General features: G+C 67.4%; 19 protein-coding genes. 13 read left to right on the top strand and 6 right to left on the bottom strand.

Annotated elements, in window-relative coordinates; translation table 11 throughout:
- Nucleotides 1–8 precede the first annotated feature (8 nt).
- The 3 genes from ACLIJ1_RS02560 to ACLIJ1_RS02550 are packed head-to-tail and all read left to right on the top strand — an operon-like array spanning nt 9 to nt 2,198.
- Complete coding sequence (locus ACLIJ1_RS02560; protein WP_411363911.1) at nt 9–1,115, top strand: amino acid ABC transporter permease; 1,107 nt, start codon at nt 9–11, stop codon at nt 1,113–1,115.
- A 27-nt stretch (nt 1,116–1,142) separates the two neighbouring features.
- Nucleotides 1,143–1,898, top strand: a complete 756-nt coding sequence (locus ACLIJ1_RS02555) for an amino acid ABC transporter ATP-binding protein (RefSeq protein ID WP_411363910.1) — start codon at nt 1,143–1,145, stop codon at nt 1,896–1,898.
- A 15-nt stretch (nt 1,899–1,913) separates the two neighbouring features.
- On the top strand, nt 1,914–2,198 hold the full coding sequence (locus tag ACLIJ1_RS02550) for a hypothetical protein (protein ID WP_411363909.1): 285 nt from the start codon (nt 1,914–1,916) through the stop codon (nt 2,196–2,198).
- 18 nt (nt 2,199–2,216) lie between these two features.
- On the opposite strand, the gene ACLIJ1_RS02545 is transcribed toward ACLIJ1_RS02550, so the two are convergent.
- The gene (locus ACLIJ1_RS02545; protein WP_411363908.1) at nt 2,217–2,684 is read right to left on the bottom strand and encodes a Cd(II)/Pb(II)-responsive transcriptional regulator; all 468 of its coding nucleotides are present in this window, start codon (nt 2,682–2,684) and stop codon (nt 2,217–2,219) included.
- Nucleotides 2,685–2,753: 69 nt separating this feature from the next.
- Here ACLIJ1_RS02545 and ACLIJ1_RS02540 point away from each other — a divergent pair, with 69 nt between their 5' ends.
- The 9 genes from ACLIJ1_RS02540 to ACLIJ1_RS02500 all read left to right on the top strand — a co-directional run bounded on the left by ACLIJ1_RS02540 (nt 2,754) and on the right by ACLIJ1_RS02500 (nt 10,983).
- Nucleotides 2,754–3,389, top strand: coding sequence for a cation transporter (locus tag ACLIJ1_RS02540; RefSeq protein ID WP_411363907.1), 636 nt, complete (start codon nt 2,754–2,756; stop codon nt 3,387–3,389).
- A gap of 30 nt (nt 3,390–3,419) precedes the next feature.
- A complete protein-coding gene (locus ACLIJ1_RS02535) occupies nt 3,420–3,770 on the top strand; it encodes a hypothetical protein (protein ID WP_411363906.1) in 351 nt (116 codons plus the stop codon).
- Nucleotides 3,771–3,844: 74 nt separating this feature from the next.
- Complete coding sequence (locus ACLIJ1_RS02530) at nt 3,845–5,095, top strand: hypothetical protein (RefSeq protein ID WP_411363905.1); 1,251 nt, start codon at nt 3,845–3,847, stop codon at nt 5,093–5,095.
- A gap of 1 nt (nt 5,096) precedes the next feature.
- The gene (locus ACLIJ1_RS02525; RefSeq protein WP_411363904.1) at nt 5,097–6,491 is read left to right on the top strand and encodes a multicopper oxidase family protein; all 1,395 of its coding nucleotides are present in this window, start codon (nt 5,097–5,099) and stop codon (nt 6,489–6,491) included.
- An 8-nt stretch (nt 6,492–6,499) separates the two neighbouring features.
- The gene (locus ACLIJ1_RS02520) at nt 6,500–7,024 is read left to right on the top strand and encodes a plastocyanin/azurin family copper-binding protein (protein WP_411363903.1); all 525 of its coding nucleotides are present in this window, start codon (nt 6,500–6,502) and stop codon (nt 7,022–7,024) included.
- A 20-nt stretch (nt 7,025–7,044) separates the two neighbouring features.
- Nucleotides 7,045–7,518: a DUF411 domain-containing protein gene (locus ACLIJ1_RS02515; RefSeq protein ID WP_411363902.1), complete on the top strand. Its 474-nt coding sequence runs from the start codon at nt 7,045–7,047 to the stop codon at nt 7,516–7,518.
- Between the two features lie 15 nt (nt 7,519–7,533).
- On the top strand, nt 7,534–7,881 hold the full coding sequence (locus ACLIJ1_RS02510) for a copper-binding protein (protein ID WP_411363901.1): 348 nt from the start codon (nt 7,534–7,536) through the stop codon (nt 7,879–7,881).
- Between the two features lie 158 nt (nt 7,882–8,039).
- Entirely contained in the window at nt 8,040–9,605 is a 1,566-nt protein-coding gene (locus tag ACLIJ1_RS02505) for a methyl-accepting chemotaxis protein (protein ID WP_411363900.1), read from the top strand.
- Nucleotides 9,606–9,648: 43 nt separating this feature from the next.
- Entirely contained in the window at nt 9,649–10,983 is a 1,335-nt protein-coding gene (locus ACLIJ1_RS02500) for a TAXI family TRAP transporter solute-binding subunit (protein ID WP_411363899.1), read from the top strand.
- Between the two features lie 18 nt (nt 10,984–11,001).
- Here ACLIJ1_RS02500 and ACLIJ1_RS02495 read toward each other — a convergent pair whose 3' ends face one another.
- The 5 genes from ACLIJ1_RS02495 to ACLIJ1_RS02475 form a co-directional block, all read right to left on the bottom strand.
- On the bottom strand, nt 11,002–13,050 hold the full coding sequence (locus ACLIJ1_RS02495) for a DUF1631 family protein (protein WP_411363898.1): 2,049 nt from the start codon (nt 13,048–13,050) through the stop codon (nt 11,002–11,004).
- Between the two features lie 98 nt (nt 13,051–13,148).
- Nucleotides 13,149–13,697 carry a DUF1415 domain-containing protein gene (locus tag ACLIJ1_RS02490; protein ID WP_411363897.1) on the bottom strand — a complete coding sequence of 183 codons (549 nt, stop codon included), beginning with the start codon at nt 13,695–13,697 and terminating at the stop codon, nt 13,149–13,151.
- A gap of 8 nt (nt 13,698–13,705) precedes the next feature.
- Nucleotides 13,706–15,367, bottom strand: a complete 1,662-nt coding sequence (gene ettA / locus ACLIJ1_RS02485) for an energy-dependent translational throttle protein EttA (RefSeq protein WP_411363896.1) — start codon at nt 15,365–15,367, stop codon at nt 13,706–13,708.
- A 54-nt stretch (nt 15,368–15,421) separates the two neighbouring features.
- Entirely contained in the window at nt 15,422–15,976 is a 555-nt protein-coding gene (locus ACLIJ1_RS02480) for a hypothetical protein (protein ID WP_411363895.1), read from the bottom strand.
- Nucleotides 15,977–16,000: 24 nt separating this feature from the next.
- Complete coding sequence (locus tag ACLIJ1_RS02475; protein ID WP_411363894.1) at nt 16,001–18,187, bottom strand: DUF1631 family protein; 2,187 nt, start codon at nt 18,185–18,187, stop codon at nt 16,001–16,003.
- 327 nt (nt 18,188–18,514) lie between these two features.
- On the opposite strand from ACLIJ1_RS02475, the gene ACLIJ1_RS02470 reads away from it, so the two are divergent.
- On the top strand, nt 18,515–20,311 hold the full coding sequence (locus ACLIJ1_RS02470; RefSeq protein WP_411363893.1) for a DEAD/DEAH box helicase: 1,797 nt from the start codon (nt 18,515–18,517) through the stop codon (nt 20,309–20,311).
- Nucleotides 20,312–20,419 lie beyond the last annotated feature (108 nt).

The following is a 20,419-nucleotide window of genomic DNA, read 5'->3' as shown; positions in this document are numbered from 1 at the left end:
AGCGCACCATGAACCAAGCCACTTTTCAACCGATCTCGCCGCGCCCGATGCCGGGCAATTCCACCGGGGCCAGCGCCTGGCTCAAGACCAACCTGTTCTCGACACCGCTCAACAGCCTGATGACGCTGGCTCTGCTGAGCGTGGCACTGTTCGCGCTCTACCACGCGTTGAATTGGGCCGTGGTGCACGCCGTATTCGGTGCCAACCTCGAAGCGTGCAACAGCGTGCGCGGCATTGGCGCCTGCTGGGGCGTGGTGTCCGAAAAGGGACGCCAGATTGTCATGGGCCGCTACCCGCTGGTCGAACACTGGCGGCCGGTGATCGCCACCGCGCTGATGCTGGCGGTGGTCGCTGCCAGCTGCATGCCGCGTTTCTGGAACCGGACGCTGCCGGTGATGTGGGCCGTGATGCTGGTCGTGTACTTCACGCTCATGAAGGGCGGCGTGCTGGGTCTGACCGAGGTGCCCACCGACCAGTGGGGCGGCCTGCCGCTGACCGTGATGCTCACGGTGATCTCGATGACGATGGCCTTCCCGCTGGCGATCCTGGTCGCGCTGGGGCGCCGCTCGACCATGCCGGCGATCAAGACCCTCTGCACGCTCTATGTCGAACTGATCCGCGGCGTGCCGCTGATCACGTTGCTGTTCATGGCCTCGTTCATGCTGCCGCTGTTCATGCCGCAGGGCGTGAGCATCGACGTGCTGATCCGCGTCGTGGTCGGCATCACGCTGTTCTCGGCCGCCTACATGGCCGAGGTGGTGCGTGGTGGCCTGCAGGCCCTGCCCAAGGGTCAGACCGAAGCGGCCGCCACGCTGGGCCTGACCTACTGGCAGACGCAGCGCAAGATCGTGCTGCCACAGGCCCTGTCGCTGGTCGTGCCGTCACTGATGAACACCTTCATCGGCATGTTCAAGGACACCTCGCTGGTGACCATCGTTTCGCTGTACGAGCTGACCGGCGCGCTGGCGCTGGCGCTGAACTCCGACGCCGACTGGCGCCCGTTCAAGCTCGAGGCGTATTTCTTCATCACCCTGATCTATTTCACGTTCTGCTTCGCGATGTCGCGCTACTCCCTCTGGGTCGAGCAGCGCACCGCCGTCAGCAAGGTCCGCTGAACGCCCGCACCAGACAAGGAAACCAACATGAGCCAACAAGAAGCCCCCATCATCCGCTTCGAGAACGTCAACAAGTGGTACGCCAGCAATGGCTACCACGTGCTGCGCGACGTCAACCTGGAATTCGCCAAGGGCGAGAAGGTCGTGATCTGCGGTCCCTCCGGCTCCGGCAAGTCGACCCTGATCCGATGTGTCAACGCGCTGGAGGAATACCAGCAGGGCAAGCTGACCGTGGACGGCACCGTGATCGGCGACGACCTCAAGGGCATCGACAAGGTGCGCCGCGAAGTGGGCATGGTGTTCCAGCAGTTCAACCTGTTCCCGCACCTGACCGTGCTGGAAAACCTGATCCTCTCGCCGACCTGGGTCGCGAAGATGCCCCGCAACGAGGCGATCGAGAAGGCCATGCACCAGCTCGAACGCGTGCGCATCGCCGAGCACGCCAACAAGTACCCGCTGCAGCTCTCTGGCGGTCAGCAGCAGCGCGTGGCGATCGCGCGTGCGCTGTGCCTGAAACCCAAGATCATGCTGTTCGACGAGCCGACCTCGGCGCTCGACCCGGAAATGATCAAGGAAGTGCTGGACGTGATGATTGGCCTGGCCGACCAGGGCATGACCATGCTGTGCGTGACGCACGAAATGGGCTTCGCCAAGGCCGTGGCCGACCGCGTGATCTTCATGGACCAGGGCCAGGTGGTCGAGCAGAACACCCCCGAGGAGTTCTTCAACCACCCGCAGAACGAACGCAGCAAGGACTTCCTGTCCAAAATCCTGGGCCACTGAAACAGGAGAACGGTCATGACGCAGGACCTCCGGGACCGGCTTGGCGCTCTGCAACAGGCGCTCGCCGGCCTGCGCAGCGGCGCGCTGTCGCCGCACGCTTTTTCTGCCGCCGCGCGCGGTGAGACAGCCTTGCTGGCCGCTCTTCCTCCTCGCTACGCCGAGGTGCTGAACGGCCTGCTGGACCGACTGGAAAGCAGCGCGCTGTTTGCCGAAGAAAGCTGCTCGTTCAGCCAGAGTGACCTGGCCGACAGCGTGCAACTGTGGATCGACAAGGCTGGTGCCGTGCTGGCGGCCCGCTGAGCGCGGACCAGACCACCGTCACACGTGCCGGCGAGGCCCGGCCGTGACCGGCGCCAGCGCCGCCGCATCGGCCCGCTCGTGCAGGGCTTCGATGATGTGGCAGTGGTCGTCGGAACCATCGCAGCGTTCGCGCAGGCCGCGCAGGTCTTTCTCCAGCGCTCTCAGCTCGGCCAGCCGTTCGCGCACATGGCGCAGGTGCTCGTCGAGCACCTCGCAGGCCCGCGAGCAGTCGGCCTTGCGGCCCAGGTCCAGCGCCAGCAGGGTGCGCACTTCGTCGAGCGACATGTCCATCGCCCGGCACAGGCGGATGAACCGCAGCCGATGCACATCGTCGGCGTTGTACAGCCGGTAGTCGTTGTCGCTGCTGCGCGCCTGCGGCGCCAGCAGGCCCTCGCGCTCGTAGTAGCGGATGTTGGCGGCGCTCACGCCGCTGCGGCGGGCCGCCTCGCCGATCTTCCATTGCAATGCAGAAGACGCCAGAACCATGGGCTTGACCTTGAAGTGACTTGAAGCTTTCCAATGGTGGCACGAATCCCCTCCAGCCGAAAGAAGTCCATGTCCTGCGAATGCCACGATCACTGCACCATCGAATCCCGCGCCCTCGACAGCGTCGCCAACCCGGCCTGGCGCCGCGCGCTGTGGATCGCTCTGGTGCTCAACGCCCTGATGTTCGCGGTCGAGCTGACGGCCGGACTGCAGGCCGACTCGGTCTCGCTGCTGGCCGATGCGGTGGACTTTGCCGGCGACGCGGCCAACTACGCCTTGTCGCTGGCGGTGCTGGGCATGGCGGTGGTCTGGCGCAGCCGCGCGGCGATGGTCAAAGGCCTGTCGATGGCGGCCTATGGCCTGTTCGTGATTGGCAAGGCCTTCTGGGTGTTGCGCAGCGGCACCGTGCCCGAGCCCATGACCATGGGCCTGGTCGGCGCACTGGCGCTGGTCGTCAACGCCGGGGTGGCGGTGCTGCTCTACGCGTTCCGCACGGGTGACGCCAACATGCGCAGCGTCTGGCTGTGCTCGCGCAACGATGCGCTGTCCAACATCGCCGTGATGCTGGCGGCGCTGGGCGTGTTCGGTACCGGCTCGGCCTGGCCCGACCTGGTGGTGGCCGCGGTGATGGCGGTGCTGGCACTCACCGCTGGCGTGACGGTGGTGCGTGAGGCCCGGCGCGAGCTGGAAGCCGTGCCGGCCTGAACTTTCGGGCACCGGACGTATCATCCAACCATGCGCCGCTGGTTCGTCATCTTCCTGATCGTCCTGCTGCCCTGGCGTGCCTGGGCTGCTGACGCCATGACGATGGCCGTCCCGGGGACCACATCCCCCGCGGCTCACTGTGCCGACCACGCCTTGCAGGCTGCGGCACCCATGGCCTCGCCCGACCAAGGCAGCGACCACGCCAGGGTCGACGGTACCGTGGCGCACGCGGTCTGCGATGTCTGCAACGGCCCCGCGCTCGCACCATCGCCAACGCTGCCAACGGTGCAGGCGCCGTTGCCCCAGGCGCGCCAGAGCACCGGGCCGGTGCTCTTCGCCAGCGCCCTGCTGCGCGCCGGCCGCAAGCCGCCCATCGCCTGACCTTCCCCACCCGTGGTGCGTCCGCATGGCCCTGCCGTGCGCGCTTACCGGTTTGTGAAGTCAGGAGATGAACCATGTTTTCTTGGAAACGGGCCTGGCCTGCCGTCATGGCGTTGGCCGCCCCCCTCTCGCCCGCCTGGGCCGCCCCCGATGCGCCGCCAGATCCGGCCTCGGTGTGGCGCGAACAAATGGACCGCGTGGGTGAATTCCCGCGCGGCCACGCCGACATCCTGCGCTGGGAGCGCAAGAACCTTCCAGCAGCAAACGCTGCCTCCAGCCCGGATCGGCCGATGCTGGTCGACGAAGCCGTGCGGCTGGCGCTGGCCCTGCGCCCCGACCTGATCGTTGCCGCCGGCCCCGAACGGCTTGCGGAGCGTGAACGGCACCAGGCGCAGCTGGCTCTGGCGACCAGCGTCCGGCAGGCATGGCTCGATGCCGTGCTCGCGGTCGAAGTACTGCGGCTGCAGGAAGCCCGCAGCGAAGTCGCCGAGGCTGGTGCCGAGCTGGGCCGCCGCATGGTGGCGGCCGGCAACTGGAGCGCGGCGCGCGGCTTGCGTGAGCGGGTCACCCAGGCAAGGGAAAGCGTCGCACTGCTGCAGGCGCGCCAGGCCGAACGCACGGCCCGCGAAGCGCTGGCTCGCCAGATCGGAACAATGAGTGCCGATGCGTTGACTCTGCTCGCCCGCCGCCTCCCGGCCGACGTGCCGACACTGCCAGCCAGCGTCGCAGCCGCCGTGCCCGCCGACCCGGAAACCTTGGTGCTCCAGGCCGACGCGGCACTGGCGCAGCAGCGCCTGGACACCGACCGCCTGATCGCCGCGGTGCCGGCCGGACGGCTGGTGCAGGCCCGACAGGCTCGGGAGCAGGCCCTGGCGTCACTGAGCGCCACAGGCCAGCCAGCCAGCCGCATCGACATCACCGATCCAGGGATCGCCCGCGACCACGCACTGGCCGAAGCGGACGAGGCCGCCGCCGCGCTGCTGCGCGCCACCGCCGAACGCCGTTCCCAGGCCCGCGAGGCCTGGGGCCGCCTGCAGGACCAGCATGCCCTGGCGCAGCAAACGCAATCGGTGTTGCTGCCGCTGCTGGAGGCGCAGGAACAGGAAACCCAGCTGCGCTACAACGGCATGCTCCAGAGCACCTGGGACCTGCTGGAGGCCACGCGCGAACGCATGGCCGCCGCCACCGCCGCCGCGCAAGCCCGCCACGGCTACTGGACCGCCCTGCTGGACTGGGAGCTGCTCGCTGCCGGTGGCCCCCACCGCGCCAGCCAGGGCGCAGCATCCCCGTCGGCCGCTGCCGGCGCCCCGACCAAGGACCACTGACATGCAACGACGCCACTTCTTCACCGGCGCCGCGACCGCTCTGGCCGCCGCCAGCGTGGGCCGCGCCGCCCTGGCCGCCATTCCCGAGGCGGTGCAGCAGACCTCGGCCGAGACCGCCGCTCCCTGGACACCGCCCGGGGTCACTGGCGCAGGCCGCCCCTACAACCCTGTGGTCACGCTCAATGGCTGGACACTGCCCTGGCGCATGAACGACGGCGTCAAGGAGTTCCACCTGGTCGCGGAGCCGGTGGTGCGCGAGATGGCGCCTGGCTTCACCGTCAACATGTGGGGCTACAACGGACAGAGCCCGGGCCCGACGATCGAGGTGCTCGAGGGCGACCGGGTGCGCCTCTACGTGACCAACCGCCTGCCCGAGCACACGACCGTGCACTGGCACGGCCAGCGCCTGCCCGCGGGCATGGACGGTGTGGGCGGACTGACGCAGCCGCAGATTGCGCCCGGCAAGACCTTCGTCTACGAGTTCGTCGCGCGCCGGCCCGGCACCTTCATGTACCACCCCCACGCCGACGAAATGACGCAGATGGCGATGGGCATGATGGGACTGTGGATCACCCACCCGCGGCAGAAGCACCCGCTGATCGCCGAGGTGCAGCGCGACTATTGCTTCCTGCTCAGCGCGTTCGACGTCGAGCCTGGCAGCCGCACGCCGCAGGTCAACACGATGCTGGACCACAACATCTGGAGCTGGAACAGCCGCGTCTTCCCGGGCATCAGTCCGATGGTGGCACGGCTGGGCGAGCGGGTGCGGCTGCGCATCGGCAACCTGACCATGACCAACCATCCGATCCACATGCACGGCATGGAGTTCGAGGTCACCGGTACCGACGGCGGCCCGATCCCGAGAACCGCGCGCTGGCCCGAGGTCACGACCGACATCGGCGTCGGCCAGATGCGGCAGATCGAGTTCACCGCGGACGAACCCGGCGACTGGTCGATCCACTGCCACAAGAGCCACCACACCATGGGTGCGATGGGCCACAGCGTGCCGACCATGATCGGCGTCGACCACCGTGGCCTGGTGCAGAAGATCCAGCGCCACACGCCCGACTACATGGTCATGGGCGAACGCGGCATGGCCGACATGGGCGAAATGCAGATGGAACTGCCCGACAACACCTTCCCCATGATGACCGGCACCGGCCCCTTCGGCCCGATCGAGATGGGCGGCATGTTCAGCACGATCAAGGTACGCGCCGAGCAGAAGCCCGGTGACTACAGCGATCCGGGCTGGTACGCCATGCCGCCCGGCACACAGGCCCGCGAGGTGCCCGCGCCCGCTCAGGCTGCGCGGGCACCTGGCACTCCAGCCTCCCACCCAGCCAGCACCACGGCGGATGCCACCGCCCGCAAGCCAGGTCCGGCACACAACCACTGAACAGCCCCATGAAACCGACGACCACCATCCACCGACGCAACGCGCTGCGCCAACTGTTGGCTCTCGCCACACCGGCGCTGCTGCCCCTGTCCGCCCTCGCCCACGGCGACGCCCACCCGAAAGTGCCCAGCGCCGAGGTGGTGCGCGAGCAGAAGCCCTGGGGCATCGCCGCCGCTCCCGCCGAAGCGACCCGGCGCATCGATATCCGCATGGGCGACGACATGCGGTTCACCCCATCGCACATCGAGGTGCGCGAAGGCGAGACGGTGCGCCTGCGCATCGCCAACCGCGGCAAGGTGCTGCACGAACTCGTTCTGGGCACCAGCGACGAGCTGCAGGCCCATGCAGAACTGATGAAGAAGCACCCGGGCATGCAGCACGACGAGCCCTACATGGCCCATGTGCCTTCGCGCCAGCGCGGCGACATCACCTGGACCTTCAACCGGCCCGGCGACTTCGAGTTCGCCTGCCTGATCCCCGGCCACTACGAGGCCGGCATGCGCGGCACCGTGCGCGTGATCCCCAAGCCCTGACCCATCCCAAGGAGCACACCATGCAACGACGTTCCCTGCTCATCGGCGCGACCACCCTGCTGGGCGCCACGACCCTGATGGCGCGCGCGGCCGCCCCCTCCGCCACCCTGCCAGTGGCCCAGGTCTGGAAAGACCCCAGCTGTGGCTGCTGCAAGGACTGGATCGCCCACCTGCAGCGCGACGGCTTCCAGACCCAGGTGTTCGAAACCGGCAATGCCGCGGTCCGGCAACGGCTGGGGCTGCCGGCGAAATTCGGCTCGTGCCACACCGCCCAAATCGGCGGCTACGTGATCGAAGGGCATGTGCCAGCGGCCGACATCCGCCGCCTGCTGGCCGAGCAGCCCAGGGCAGTCGGTCTGGCCGTGCCGGGCATGCCGGTGGGCAGCCCCGGCATGGACGGACCGGAATACGGTGGCCGCAAGGACCCGTTCGACGTGCTGCTGGTGATGGCCGACGGCAGCAGCCGCGTCTACCGCTCCTATTTCCGCAGCTGACCCAGGAGACCTTCAATGAAAAACATCCGTACCCTGCTCGCCGTGCCCTGCCTGATGGTCACGCTGGCCGGCGTTTCGCCCACCCCGGTGATGGCGCAGAACGCTGCACCTCTCGCGACCACAGCCCCCACGCAGTCCCTGCCCCAGGTGGATGCCGAGATCCGCAAGATCGACAGCGCGGCCGGCAAGGTCACGCTCAAACATGGCGACATTCCGAACCTCGACATGCCGGGCATGACCATGGTGTTCCAGCTCAGGGACCCGGCACAGCTGACCGGCCTGAAGGTGGGCGACAAGGTCCGCTTCCGGGCCGACCAGATCAAGGGGACGTACACCGTGGTGGACATCGTTTCTTCCCCTTGAGCCTGGGAACAGAGGCAGATTGGTGCCATTGCTCGGGTGATCCAGATGTCCATGAACGCGCAGACTTCCCAGCCGGGCGGTCTCATATTGAGACGAACGGCATCAAGTTCTGCAACCGATTGACGAAAGTCTTCCAATACTCCCCCCGGATCCACCCCATGCGCACCAACCTGCCTGTCACCCAGCACGAGTTCGTGATGCCGGATGGCGTTACCCTGGTCTCGACCACCGACCTGACCAGCCGCATCACCTACTGCAACCCGAACTTCGTGGCTGTCAGCGGCTACAGCCGTGAGGAGCTGATCGGCCAGCCCCACAACCTCGTGCGGCACCCGGACATGCCCGAAGAAGCGTTCCGCGACATGTGGGCCACGCTGCAGAGCGGCTCGCCGTGGAGTGCACTGGTCAAGAACCGCCGCAAGAATGGCGACCATTACTGGGTGATGGCCAATGCCACACCGATGATGGAGGGAGGACAGGTCACGGGCTATATGTCGGTGCGGACCAAACCCTCGCGGGAACAGGTCGAGGCCGCCGAATCGCTCTACGCGCGCATGCGTGCCGAGGCCGAATCCGGGCGACGCACCATCGCGCTGCGAAGTGGACACGTGGTGCGCACCGGCTGGCGGGGCAAGTGGCGCGACTGGACGCGGCCCACGCTGGGCCGCAAGCTGGCGCTGATCACACTGGCGCTGGCATATGGCGTGCAGTTCATCGAAAGCGCCACCGAGGGCATGCCCGAAGTGGTGCAGATCGGCGCCTTCGCGCTGACGGCCGTGCTGTCGGTGGTGGCGGCTGTGGTCATGAAGCGCATGCTGGTGGGACCGGTGCAGCAAGTGCTGGGGCTGGCCAACCGCATGGCGGCCGGCGACCTCTCGGCGCGTGGCGAGGCGAGCAAGGCCGACGAGATTGGTGAGCTCACCCGGGCCCTGAACCAGCTCAACGTGAACCTGACCGCCGTGGTCACCGACGTGCGCCACGAGGTCGAGGGAGTGCAGGTGGCTTCGGGCGAGATCGCCGGGGGTAACCAGGACCTGTCGGCCCGCACCGAAGCACAGGCCAGCAACCTGGAAGAAACCGCGGCCTCGCTGGAGCAGCTGACTGCCACGGTGCAGAACAACGCCAGCTCGGCGCGGGAAGCCACGACCCTGGCGGCGAAGGCCTCGGGTGTGGCGCAACAGGGCAACGAGGCGATGGGCGCGGTGATCCAGACCATGGGCGACATCAGCCGCTCGTCCAGCCGCATCGGGGAAATCATCCAGGTCATCGAAGGGATCTCGTTCCAGACCAACATCCTGGCGCTCAACGCTGCGGTGGAAGCCGCACGGGCCGGCGAACAGGGTCGCGGCTTCGCCGTCGTGGCCAGTGAGGTCCGCAGCCTGGCGCAGCGGACCTCGGCCGCCGCGCGCGAGATCAAGCAGCTCATCGAAGATTCGGCGGGGCAGGTACGCCGCGGCAGCGAACTGGTCAACGGCGCGGGTCACACCATGGGTGATGTGGTGAGCGCGGTCGGGCAGGTCAACGCCCTGATCGCCAACATCTCGGGCGCGGTCGAAGAGCAGTCGCATGGGTTGGCGCAGGTCAACCAGGCGATCGGGCAACTCGACGCAGTGACCCAGCAGAACTCGGCAATGGTCGAGGAACTCGCCGCGGCAGCCGCCTCGCTGCAAAGCCAGTCGTCGGTGATGCAGGAATCGGTCAAGGTGTTCCGGCTGCACGCCTGAGGCCCGTTCCGGGAGGCACAACCTCCCATGCTAAGGTAGCGGAATGCCCCAACACATCCGCTACACCCTGCTGTCGCTGCGGGACCTGCTGGCGTCGTTCGGTCCGTTCGCGCTGCTGACCCTGCTGTTGCTGGCGCTGGCCTACTGGTGGCTCGATCCCAACCCGCCCAAGCGCGTGATCCTCGCCACCGGGCCGGCGCAAAGCGCCTACGACGAATTCGGCAAACGCTACGCGCAAGCACTGGCACGCTACGGCATTCAGGTCGAATTGCTGCCTTCGCAAGGCTCCTCGGCCAACCTCGAACTGCTGCGCACGGGCAAGGCCGACCTGGGCTTCGTGCAGGGCGGCAGTGCCGACATCGGCTACGACGACGAGGAGTCCATCACCTCGCTGGGCAGCCTGTTCGTCGAGCCGCTGTGGCTGTTCTACCGCGAAGACGCCGCGATGCGCCTGAAGCAGCGCCCGACGATCCAGTCGCTGGGCGACCTCACCGGCTGGCGCGTCAACGTGGGCACGCCCGGCAGTGGCGTGCCGCGCCTGTTCTCGACCCTGCTGGACGTCAACCGCATCGACCGGCAGCAGCTGCAGCTGAGCGAACTGGAGCAGACGCCAGCCACGGTCGCCTTCCTTGACGGCCAGATCGACGCGGTGGTGTTTGCCTCCGCGCCGGAGTCGCTGATGGTGCAGATGCTGCTGCAGTCGCCCGGCGTGCGCCTGCTGGACTTCACGCAGAGCGAGGCCTATTCGCGGCGCTTCGGTTACCTCACGCCGGTCGTGATGCCGCAGGGGGTGGTCGACCTGTCGAAGAACATCCCGGAGCGCGACATGCACCTCGTCGCATCAACCACCAGCCTGCTCGCCGGTGCCAAGACCCACCCCGCCATCCTGCAGCTGTTCGCACAGACGGCGACCGGCCTGCACAGCGGCGGCAGCTGGTTCAACCGGGCCCGCGAGTACCCGAGCCTGGAGCACAGCGAGGTGCCGATCTCGCCGGAAGCGGTGCGTGCGATCAAGAGCGGCCCGCCGTTCCTGCAGCGATACCTGCCGTTCTGGCTGGCCAACCTGGTCGAACGCATGTGGCTGGCGATGGGCCTGATCCTGGCGCTGGCCTTGCCGCTCTCGCGCGTGCTGCCGCCGCTCTACACCTTCCGCATCCGCTCGCGCGTGTTCCGCTGGTACGCCGAACTGCGCAGCATCGAGCAACGCTTCACCGACACCAGAGAGGCACCGGCGCCTGTCGACGAGCTGCTCGAACAGCTCGACCAGCTCGAATCGCGCGTGGAACAGGTCGTGGTTCCCCTGTCATACACCGACGAGTTGTACGCCCTGCGCAGCAACATCGGGCTGGTGCGCAAGAAGCTGCTGCGCAAGGGCTGAGCCGCCGCAAGGCGGCCTTCAGCCCAGCTTGCCCGAATTCACCCAGGCCAAGCGGGCCACCGCTGCCAGCGCCTCGTCGACCACGCCCTGCTCCGCCACGACGCGCAAGCGGCCCAGGGTGGTCATGCGGTCCATGCCGCGGCGCGTCAGGGAGACCGGCCGGCCTTCTGCGGTGGCAAACAGGAACATGGTGCGGTGCGGGCTGGCCCAGCGCAGCTGGCAGCGCTGCATCTGCTGGTTCTGCAGCAACTCCACCCAGGCCCCCACCGACAGGGTTTCCGCCACCTGCAGTTCGGCGCCCATGGGGACCGTGTCGAGGAAATCGGGTTCGATCAGCTGGGTGTCGATGAATCCCGATGCACTGGCCTCGCTGCCATGCAGCCAGGGTTCGTGCGGCGCATCGGACGGGTGCCGCAGTGACGAATTGAGAAAGTCCTCGCTGCGCTGCGTCTTGTACGCCGCTTCGTGCAGGCCCATCAGCATGTGGAAGATCGATTCGGCCTGCGCCCTGGGAAAGTCGATCGCGTCCAGGCCTTCGCGCAGTGTGCGCAGCACCAGCGGCACGACCCGGATCAGGCGCGGCCGGTTCAGGCTCGCCTGCGAAAGCTGGCAGGACCACAGCAGATCCGCCAGGATGTCCATGTAGCGCTGGGCGGGCGCATCCTGTTCGGCCGGCAGTTCGGCCAGCAGCGGCGACTCGCCAAGCACTTCGACGTGCAGCCGCGCGTGGGCGATCACCTGCGCCCAGGGACCGACAAGGAAGCGCCGGACCAGCGCCGGCGCCCGCACGAAGTCCGGGCGTGCGCGGATCTCGCTGGCAATGCGCTCGGCCAGCAGGTTGCGCTGCTCGACACGCACCAGCGTCTCCATCGCCGCGCCGTCTTCGGGCGGACCGAAGCTCGCCAGCCGGCGCAGGCGCTCGGCAAAGCGCTCGGGCAGGCCGGGCGAAGGCGTCTGCAGCGATTGCACCGTCAGCTGCACCTGGAGCGCGAATTCGCCGAAACCCGTGTCCTGCTCGGTGGAGAAGGCCAGGCCGCGCGCGGTGATCACTTCCAGCAATCGGCGCGCAGGGTTGTTGCGGTCGGCAAAGAAACGCGGATCGGTCTTGGCCAGATGCAGCAACGCGGGCTTGAGCTGAAGCACCAGCTCGCGCACCGGCTCCAGCAGGCGGCGGTCGTCGGCAATGCTGCGCAGCATCTGCGCCACCACCTCGCCCGCCAGCGTACGCACCATGGCATTGCCCGACCCCGAAGTGCCCTGATCGGACACGCCCGAACCGCTGTGGGCAAGATTGCCCACCAGCAACTGGTGGAGGTGGTCCAGCGTCAGTACCAGCGGCTGGCCGTCCGCCTCGCTGGCGACGTTGGGAGCGCCGCGGTGGGTCGACGCCGGGCCGCGCGCCGCGATCACGGGCACGACGACGAACCCGGCCGGCTGCACGCCCTGCTGCTCCAGCCGCTGGATCAAGCCACCGTAGAAGCCTTTGAGTGCCTGCCCCAGCGCCACCGCGCCGGCGTGGAACCATCGCTGGCGCGAGGCGTCGTCGACATTGAGCTGCACCAGCGCCGTGGTCAGCGAATCGACCACCACTTCAGGACGCAGGGGGTTGGCTTCGGGACGCACGCTGCGCAGGCCCTGGGCTGCGCTGAGCAGCGCGGTCAGCGCAATCAGGTCGTCGTCCACCGCCAGCTTGATCACCTGGTGCAGCCGCGCGAGTTCGACCGAGGTCTGCACCTGGCCGTGGTCCATGAGCTCCAGTTCTTGCAGGCTGAGCATCCTCTGCGCAGGCTGCCGGGACCCCGGGGCGGCGCGCCCCTCGCGGGCAATGTCGGCCCGCACGGCGTCGGTGAAGGTGGTGCTCCAGCGCGGCGCCAGCCGGTCGCTGCAGGCGGCCAACGCGGCGCGGGCCTGGGCCTGACCACGTTTGCCCTGCGAGGTGGGGGTCAACACCTCCTGTTGCGACAATGCGGCGCCCAGCTGGGACACCCAGCGCGCCATCCAGCCTCCCGAGAGCGAAAGGGCCTCCTGGATGCAGGTGTCAAACGGCAGTTCGGCGCGGGCGTTCATGGTCGGAGCGAAGGGGTGCAAAGTCAGACTGTTGTCCGACGATTGTGGGCACCCGGCCCGGGCGCAAAGCCCGGATCAGCCCCGGAAAACCGCCCAGTTCAGGGCTTCAGCAAGGCCTTCCAGCCTTCGGCACCCAGCTCCCGCAGGGTGGTGATGTTGCGTTCGACGATCTTCTCGGCGTCGCCCGCGTCCGATTCCACGGCGCGCTCCACGCTGTCTTCGCGCAGCAGGTGCAGCGTCGGATAAGGGGCGCGGTTGGTGAAGTGGCTGGGGTCGCTTTCCGCCTCACCCTCGAACAGGAATTCGGGGTGGAAGTTGGCGACCTGTAGCACGCCTTCGAGCTCGCGCTCGGCCACCACGTCGTCGACCACGTTCATGAAGTCGTTGAAGACCTCGAAGTCCGGGAACAGCGTGGGGTGCACCAGCAAGGTCGTGTCGATCTCTTCGGCCGGCGTGTTCACCAGCAGGTCCAGCTCCCGGTCCAGCTCGTCCAGGAACGCATCCAGGTGCCGCGCGCGGCTGACCACGATGCGCACCTGGTTCTTCACGTACACCGACCGCGCGAACGGGCACAGGTTCAGCCCGATCACCGCCTTCTCGATCCAGCGGCGGGTGTCGGCCAAGACCTGTTCGTCAGTCAGTTCCATGGCCGGCATCAGATGGATTTGAAGCGGGCGCGCTTCGGACGTGCGCCTTCCTCGCCCAGGCGCTTCTTCTTGTCGGCTTCGTACTCGGTGAAGTTGCCGTCGAAGAAGTACCACTGCGAGTTGCCTTCGCAGGCCAGGATGTGGGTGCAGATGCGGTCGAGGAACCAGCGGTCGTGCGAGATCACCATGGCAGAGCCGGCGAACTCCAGCAGCGCCTCTTCCAGCGCGCGCAGGGTTTCCACGTCCAGGTCGTTCGACGGTTCGTCGAGCATCAGGACGTTGCCGCCCTGGGCCAGCGTCTTGGCCAGGTGCAGGCGGCCGCGTTCACCGCCAGAGAGGTTGCCCACCAGCTTCTGCTGGTCGTTGCCCTTGAAGTTGAAGCGGCCGATGTAGGCGCGGCTGGGCATGATGAACTTGCCCACGGTGATGTTGTCCAGACCGCCCGAGACGTCCTGCCACACGGTCTTGCTGCCGTCCAGGCTCTCGCGGCTCTGGTCCACGAAGGCCAGCTTCGCGGTCTGACCGATCTCGACCGTGCCCGAGTCCGGCGTCTCAACGCCCTGGATCATGCGGAACAGCGTCGACTTGCCGGCACCGTTGGGGCCGATGATGCCGACGATGGCGCCCGGGGGCACCGAGAAGCTCAGATTGTCGATCAGCACGCGGTCGCCGAAGGACTTGCTCACGCCCTTGAACTCGATCACCTGGTTGCCCAGGCGCTCGGCCACCGGAATGAAGATTTCGTTGGTCTCGTTCCGCTTCTGGTATTCGACGTCGCTCAGTTCCTCGAAGCGGGCCAGACGCGCCTTGCTCTTGGCCTGGCGGCCCTTGGCGTTGGAGCGCACCCACTTGAGTTCTTCCTTCATCGCCTTGGTGCGGGCGTCTTCGGACTTCTGCTCGGTCTCCAGGCGGCGTTCCTTCTGGTCCAGCCAGTCGGAGTAGTTGCCCTTCCAGGGAATGCCGTGGCCGCGGTCGAGTTCGAGGATCCACTCGGCCGCGTTGTCCAGGAAGTAGCGATCGTGGGTAATGGCCACGACGGTGCCGGGGAAACGCTGCAGGAAATGCTCCAGCCACTCGACCGATTCGGCGTCCAAGTGGTTGGTCGGTTCGTCGAGCAGCAGCATGTCGGGGCGCGAGAGCAGCAGGCGGCACAGGGCCACGCGGCGCTTTTCACCACCGGACAGGTTCTTGATGGTGGCGTCCCAGGGCGGCAGGTTCAGCGCGTCGGCGGCCAGTTCGAGCTGCAGGTCGGAGTTTTCAGACCCGCTGGCGGCGATGATGGCTTCGAGCTCGGCCTGCTCGGCGGCCAGGGCGTCAAAGTCGGCGTCTTCTTCGGCGTAGGCCGCGTACACCTCATCCAGCCGGGCCTTGGCCTTGAGCGCACCGCCGATGCCCTCTTCCACCGCCTGGCGCACGGTCTGGTCGGGGTTGAGCTGCGGCTCCTGCGGCAGGTAGCCGATCTGGATGCCCGGCATCGCGATCGCCTCGCCCTCGATCTCCTTGTCGATGCCGGCCATGATCTTCAGCAGCGTGGACTTGCCCGAGCCGTTCAGGCCCAGCACGCCGATCTTGGCGCCGGGGAAGAAGCTGATGGAGACGTCCTTCAAGATCTGCCGTTTGGGCGGCACGGTCTTGGTGACTCGGTTCATGGAAAAGACGTATTGGGCCATGGCTGTGCGATCGCGGTGATCCGCGCAAAAGGGGGCAAAAGGGAAAGTCGACGATTATCGCCCGGGGGCTGCTTCGTCGGATTCGGGCGGCAGCGGCTTGTCGATCAGCGCCTGCACCGCCGGCGGCGTCATGCTGGTCTGCAGCCAGTCGGGCATGGCCTCACTCAGGTCCCACTGGGCCTGCCGGATCACCATCGCCAGCCCCCGGTACCAGAGATGCATGCCTTGGCGGCTCAGCCGCAGCGCCAGTGGACCCGCGCCGGTTTCAAAGTTCAAGGTCACCGTTTGTGCGGTCGCCTGCGTCGTGATCTGGGTGCACAGGCGCTCCTGGGGATCGGACTCCTCACTGGGCTGCTCGTGCCCGGCCCGGATCTGGGCCGGTTTCTGCCCGGGCGCCGTCTCGTGCAGCGACAGCTGGTGTTCGATCGAGGCGCGCGCCCTTGGCGCAGCGCCACCCTGCTGCCCCGGGGTCGAGGCCTCGAACACCTTGAGCATCGGCCCGACGATGCTGCGCACCATGCGCCGGGTCAGCCAGATGGTGATGTCCTGCTCGTGCACCCGCATCCAGATGCGGTCCTGGGAAGGGTGGTAGCCGAAAGTGGTGGTCACGCAGGAGAGTCCTCGTTGCAAAGGTCAGGGTTGGAAGTCGGCGGAGCTTGCATCGCCAGAGGGGTCACCCTCATGGGTATTGCGCAGGGCCTGCTGGGCGACGGCGTCCAGCGCGCTCTCGACCACGCCGCCGCGCGAGACGATGCGCAGCGAGTCTGCGCCCAGCAGCCGGTCGAACGTGCGGCGGGTCATGGAGTGGGCCAGACCGCTGGCGGAAATGAACATGAACAGACCACCGCGCGGACTGGTCCAGGTGAGCTGGGCGCGGACCCATTCGCCCTGCACCTTCAGGTCGACCCAGGCGCCGGTGGACAGCTCCATCTCGACCACGGTCATGCCTTCGAGCGACATCGGCCCGGTGTCGGCGTCGACAAAGCCCGCGTCTTCGGCTTCCTTGCCCGCCATCCAGAAGGTCTCTTCCGCCGGTGCCGCCGGACCAACGGCCTCGCTGACTTCAGTGGCCGACACGTCGGCGGCCGGTTCGGGATCCACGGCATCCACCGCGGTCAGTGTCGGTGTGTCGAAGGCTTTCTCGTGCAGCGACACCAGGGCATCGAAGAACTGCCCGGTCGCCTCCAGCGGATAGTCGATGCGCTGCAGGCCAGAGCGAATCTGCGACAGCAGGCGGGGCACCAGGCGCGCCAGGCGATCGACGTCGCGGCGGATCAGCGTCGGCTGCACGCTCCAGAGCAGGTCGTCGGCCACCGTCTCCAGCGCTTCCGTGTCGTCGCCAGGCACCACCGCCAGCAGCTGGTACTCCGCCAGGGCCTGCGCCCAGGGGCCGACCAGGAAACGTTGCACGAACTCGGGCACATCCTTGTCCTGCATGCGCTGCTGGAATTCCAGCGCCAGGCGTTCGGCTTGCAACTGGCGCTGCTCGGCGTGCATCAGTGCCCGCGCCGCCTCGATGCGGCGCTGGTTCTTGCGGGCATCGTCGTCTTCCCAGCGACGGCGCAGCCGCTTGTGCAGGCGGGCAAACACCTCTTCGGTCGCTGGCACGCGCGCCAGCGAGCGCACCGCACCGCGCACCGAATGCAGCAGGTCGGAAAACCCTTCTTCGTTCTGGCTCGTGAAGGCCAGGCTGCGCTGGGTGATGCTTTCCAGCAGCTGGCGCGCCGGGTGCTGCCGGTCGCTGAAAAAGCGCGGATCGTTCTGTGACAGAAGCGCCAGGGCCGGTTCGAGCAGGCCGAGCTGCTGCCGGATCGCGGGCAGCAGACGCTCGTCCTGGGTCAGGTTGTCCAGCATCAGCCGCACCACCTCCTGACCCAGCAGGCGACCCAGGCTCTGGCCCGACACCACCGGCAGTTCGACCACATTCGACTTGGCCGGATCGGGGGTGGCCCGCTGCCGCAGGCGCGCCAGCAGCGGCTCGATCATGTCCATGTCTTCGATGGCGGTCAGAGACGCCGGCACGGTGTGCAGGTACGCCGGCCCGCCCTGCGGGGGCGCGTTCAGGTCCCCCGCCAGCAACTGGCGCAGGCGGCCGAACGTCAGCAGGGTACGGCCGACCGCATTGCGCGGCGGGCCGTCCGTGGGCGCAACCTGCGACGCGCTCTCGATCGGTTCGACACCGTGCGCCAGCAGCCACTGGATCAGCTCGCGATACACCGTGCGCAGGCTGTCACCGAGGATGCCGGCCAGGGGCACGAACAGGGCCTTGCGCTGCTCGGTGTCATCCACCTGCTCGACCATCACGGCACGCAGCGCGCGTGCGTACGCCGAAGGCTTGAGCGGGTTGAGGTCCGGTTGCACGGTCATCCAGCCCATCAGGCTGCTCACCAGCGCGTTCAGGCGCGGCAGCAGGTCCGACGTCGACTTCATCAGCGCCTGCTCGACCATCGAGAACTCGATGCTGGCGTCGATGTGCTGGTCGTCCATCAACCGCAGGTCGTCGAAACGCACGACCGACGGCGCTTCCGGATCGCGTCCCTCGCCATGGAAGAAAAACCTGCGCAGGTGGTGCTGCCAGGCGGCCTTGATGACGTCGGATTCGTCCAGCAGATGCAGGATCAGGTCCTGATCGATCGCCTCCAGCTCCATCGGCAAGGGCGTCAGCCGGTCCGGGTCGACGATCATCGCCACCTTTTCGAGCATCTCGTCGACCATGCTGTCCGCAATCGACAGGGCCGCTTCCAGGCAATGCTGCAGCGTGGGTTTGAGCCGGCTCGTGTCGTTGGCCACGCCGGCGCGGATCATTTTCGGGGTTGTCATTCGGACTCTCGGACAGGTTTCAGGCCTTGCCAGGATGGCGCGGCGCCGCCGATCGGCAGCGGTTCACCATGCGCACACCATTATGAAAGGAAGGCATCCTGAACGGCCCGGCCGGTGCGCTGGACGGTCAAAAGACAAGACGTGCGACAATATGGGCTGTTGCGCAGTATCAGTGGCTCGCAACACCAGCACCCCCGCTGGAGGCCCGTCGACCCGATTCTCGAGCCCGCCGGTCCATCTTGTAGACCCCGTCTGCCTTCAACTGAACGGTCACTGCGGTGACCGCCCAGGCAGATGCCCCCAGCGCCCTGGACGGGCGCCTCACCAATGAAATTTGACGATCTGAACCTGGCCCCGGCCATCGTGCAAGCTGTGCGCGAGCACGGTTACGAAACCCCAACCCCTATCCAGGTCGAAGCGATCCCCGCTGTCCTGGCCGGACGCGACCTGCTCGGTGGCGCCCAGACCGGCACCGGCAAGACCGCTGCCTTCACGCTGCCCATGCTGCAGCGTCTCTCCGAAAGCGAACGCGGCGCCAACCGCTTCGGCGGTATCGCCATCCGTGCCCTGGTGCTCACGCCCACCCGCGAACTGGCGGCACAGGTGGAAGAGTCGGTGCGCACCTATGGCAAGCACCTCTCGCTGACCTCCACCGTGATCTTCGGCGGTGTCGGCATGAACCCGCAGATCAACGCCATGAAGCGTGGCGTCGACATCCTGGTGGCCACGCCAGGCCGCCTGCTGGACCTGCAGCAACAGGGCTTCCTGGACCTCTCGCAGGTGCAGATCCTGGTGCTCGACGAAGCCGACCGCATGCTGGACATGGGCTTCATCCACGACGTGAAGAAGGTGCTGGCCCTGCTGCCCAAGAGCAAGCAAAGCCTGCTCTTCTCGGCCACCTTCAGCGACGAGATCCGCGACCTGGCCAACAACCTGCTCAAGGACCCGCTGAGCATCCAGGTCACGCCGCGCAATACCACGGTGCAGCGCATCACCCAGGTGATCCACCCGGTCGGCCGCGGCAAGAAGAAGGCCCTGCTGGTCCACATCATCAACAAGCACAACTGGAGCCAGGTGCTGGTGTTCACCCGCACCAAGTTCGGCGCCAACAACGTCGCCGAGTACCTGACCAAGAACGGTATCCAGGCGATGGCTCTGCACGGCAACAAGAGCCAGGGTGCCCGCACCCAGGCGCTGGCCGGCTTCAAGAGCGGCGAGATCCGTGCCCTGGTCGCCACCGACATCGCCGCCCGCGGCATCGACATCGACGAGCTGCCGCACGTCGTCAACTACGAAATTCCCAACGTCTGCGAAGACTATGTGCACCGCATCGGCCGCACAGGTCGCGCCGGCAAGAGTGGTGAAGCCGTCAACCTCGTGAGCCTGGACGAAGAAGGCTTCATGATGGACATCGAGCGCTTCACCAAGCAGGAGATTCCGGTCGAGATCTTCCAGGAGTTCATGCCCGAACCCGGTGAAAAAGCCGAACCGATCGCCATGGGTCGCCAGACCATCTGGGGCGGCGCCGGCAAGCCGCCCAGCCGCGACGTGATGGCCGCCGCCGCCAAGGCCGCGCGCCAGGAAATGATGACCCGCATCCGCGAGAAGAAGGCCGATGGCAGCACCGGCAGCGGACGCGGCAACGGTGGTGGCAACCAGCAGCCGCGCCAGCGCTCTGCGGAAGCCGGTGAAGGCCAGCCACCCGCCGAGGGCCAGGGCGAAGGCCGCCGGCGCAACCGCAACCGCCGTGGCGGTGGTGGAGGCAACAGCCAGCCGCGCCAGGCCAATGCCAACAGCAACGGCAACAACCAGCCGCGCCAGAACGACCGCAACGACCGTCCGCCGCGCGCGCCGCGTGAAGACCGGTTCGACGGTGAAGACCGCCCCGAGCGCCAGCCCGGCCCGAATGCCCACCTGGGCCAGTTGCGCATCCGCGAGCCGCGTGCCCGCGCCGCGGCACCCGGCGGCCAGCCCGATCCACTGCGCACCAGCATCGACTCGATGCGTTCGGGCAACCGCAACAACAAGAACCGCGGTGGTGGCGGCGGCGGTGGTGGCGGTCAGCGTGGTGGCAACGGCGGCGGTGCCGACCCTCTGCGCACCAGCTTCGGCCGCATCCGCTGAACATAGCGGCGGCGCGGAACGGGGACCTTAAGCAACCGGTAAGTGGCATTAAGTCCTTGCTAAGTGCTGGTCAGAACAATGGGCGTGTCACAGGGGAACATCTCCTGG

Source organism: Hydrogenophaga sp. RWCD_12 (assembly GCF_046604225.1).
Taxonomy (GTDB): Bacteria; Pseudomonadota; Gammaproteobacteria; order Burkholderiales; family Burkholderiaceae_C; genus Hydrogenophaga.
The sequence above is the reverse complement of the archived record's forward strand: the minus strand, read 5'-3'. Positions and strand labels throughout refer to the sequence as shown.

What these genes read in the sequence shown, in the direction of transcription:
- ACLIJ1_RS02475 (WP_411363894.1), bottom strand. Translation starts at nt 18,187, where the DNA reads ATGACAACCCCGAAAATGATCCGCGCCGGCGTGGCCAACGACACGAGC.
- ACLIJ1_RS02560 (WP_411363911.1), top strand. Translation starts at nt 9, where the DNA reads ATGAACCAAGCCACTTTTCAACCGATCTCGCCGCGCCCGATGCCGGGC.
- ACLIJ1_RS02555 (WP_411363910.1), top strand. Translation starts at nt 1,143, where the DNA reads ATGAGCCAACAAGAAGCCCCCATCATCCGCTTCGAGAACGTCAACAAG.
- ACLIJ1_RS02545 (WP_411363908.1), bottom strand. Translation starts at nt 2,684, where the DNA reads ATGGTTCTGGCGTCTTCTGCATTGCAATGGAAGATCGGCGAGGCGGCC.
- ACLIJ1_RS02520 (WP_411363903.1), top strand. Translation starts at nt 6,500, where the DNA reads ATGAAACCGACGACCACCATCCACCGACGCAACGCGCTGCGCCAACTG.
- ACLIJ1_RS02540 (WP_411363907.1), top strand. Translation starts at nt 2,754, where the DNA reads ATGTCCTGCGAATGCCACGATCACTGCACCATCGAATCCCGCGCCCTC.
- ACLIJ1_RS02490 (WP_411363897.1), bottom strand. Translation starts at nt 13,697, where the DNA reads ATGGAACTGACTGACGAACAGGTCTTGGCCGACACCCGCCGCTGGATC.
- ACLIJ1_RS02510 (WP_411363901.1), top strand. Translation starts at nt 7,534, where the DNA reads ATGAAAAACATCCGTACCCTGCTCGCCGTGCCCTGCCTGATGGTCACG.
- ACLIJ1_RS02500 (WP_411363899.1), top strand. Translation starts at nt 9,649, where the DNA reads ATGCCCCAACACATCCGCTACACCCTGCTGTCGCTGCGGGACCTGCTG.
- ACLIJ1_RS02530 (WP_411363905.1), top strand. Translation starts at nt 3,845, where the DNA reads ATGTTTTCTTGGAAACGGGCCTGGCCTGCCGTCATGGCGTTGGCCGCC.
- ettA (WP_411363896.1), bottom strand. Translation starts at nt 15,367, where the DNA reads ATGGCCCAATACGTCTTTTCCATGAACCGAGTCACCAAGACCGTGCCG.
- ACLIJ1_RS02550 (WP_411363909.1), top strand. Translation starts at nt 1,914, where the DNA reads ATGACGCAGGACCTCCGGGACCGGCTTGGCGCTCTGCAACAGGCGCTC.
- ACLIJ1_RS02495 (WP_411363898.1), bottom strand. Translation starts at nt 13,050, where the DNA reads ATGAACGCCCGCGCCGAACTGCCGTTTGACACCTGCATCCAGGAGGCC.
- ACLIJ1_RS02535 (WP_411363906.1), top strand. Translation starts at nt 3,420, where the DNA reads ATGCGCCGCTGGTTCGTCATCTTCCTGATCGTCCTGCTGCCCTGGCGT.
- ACLIJ1_RS02505 (WP_411363900.1), top strand. Translation starts at nt 8,040, where the DNA reads ATGCGCACCAACCTGCCTGTCACCCAGCACGAGTTCGTGATGCCGGAT.
- ACLIJ1_RS02525 (WP_411363904.1), top strand. Translation starts at nt 5,097, where the DNA reads ATGCAACGACGCCACTTCTTCACCGGCGCCGCGACCGCTCTGGCCGCC.
- ACLIJ1_RS02515 (WP_411363902.1), top strand. Translation starts at nt 7,045, where the DNA reads ATGCAACGACGTTCCCTGCTCATCGGCGCGACCACCCTGCTGGGCGCC.
- ACLIJ1_RS02470 (WP_411363893.1), top strand. Translation starts at nt 18,515, where the DNA reads ATGAAATTTGACGATCTGAACCTGGCCCCGGCCATCGTGCAAGCTGTG.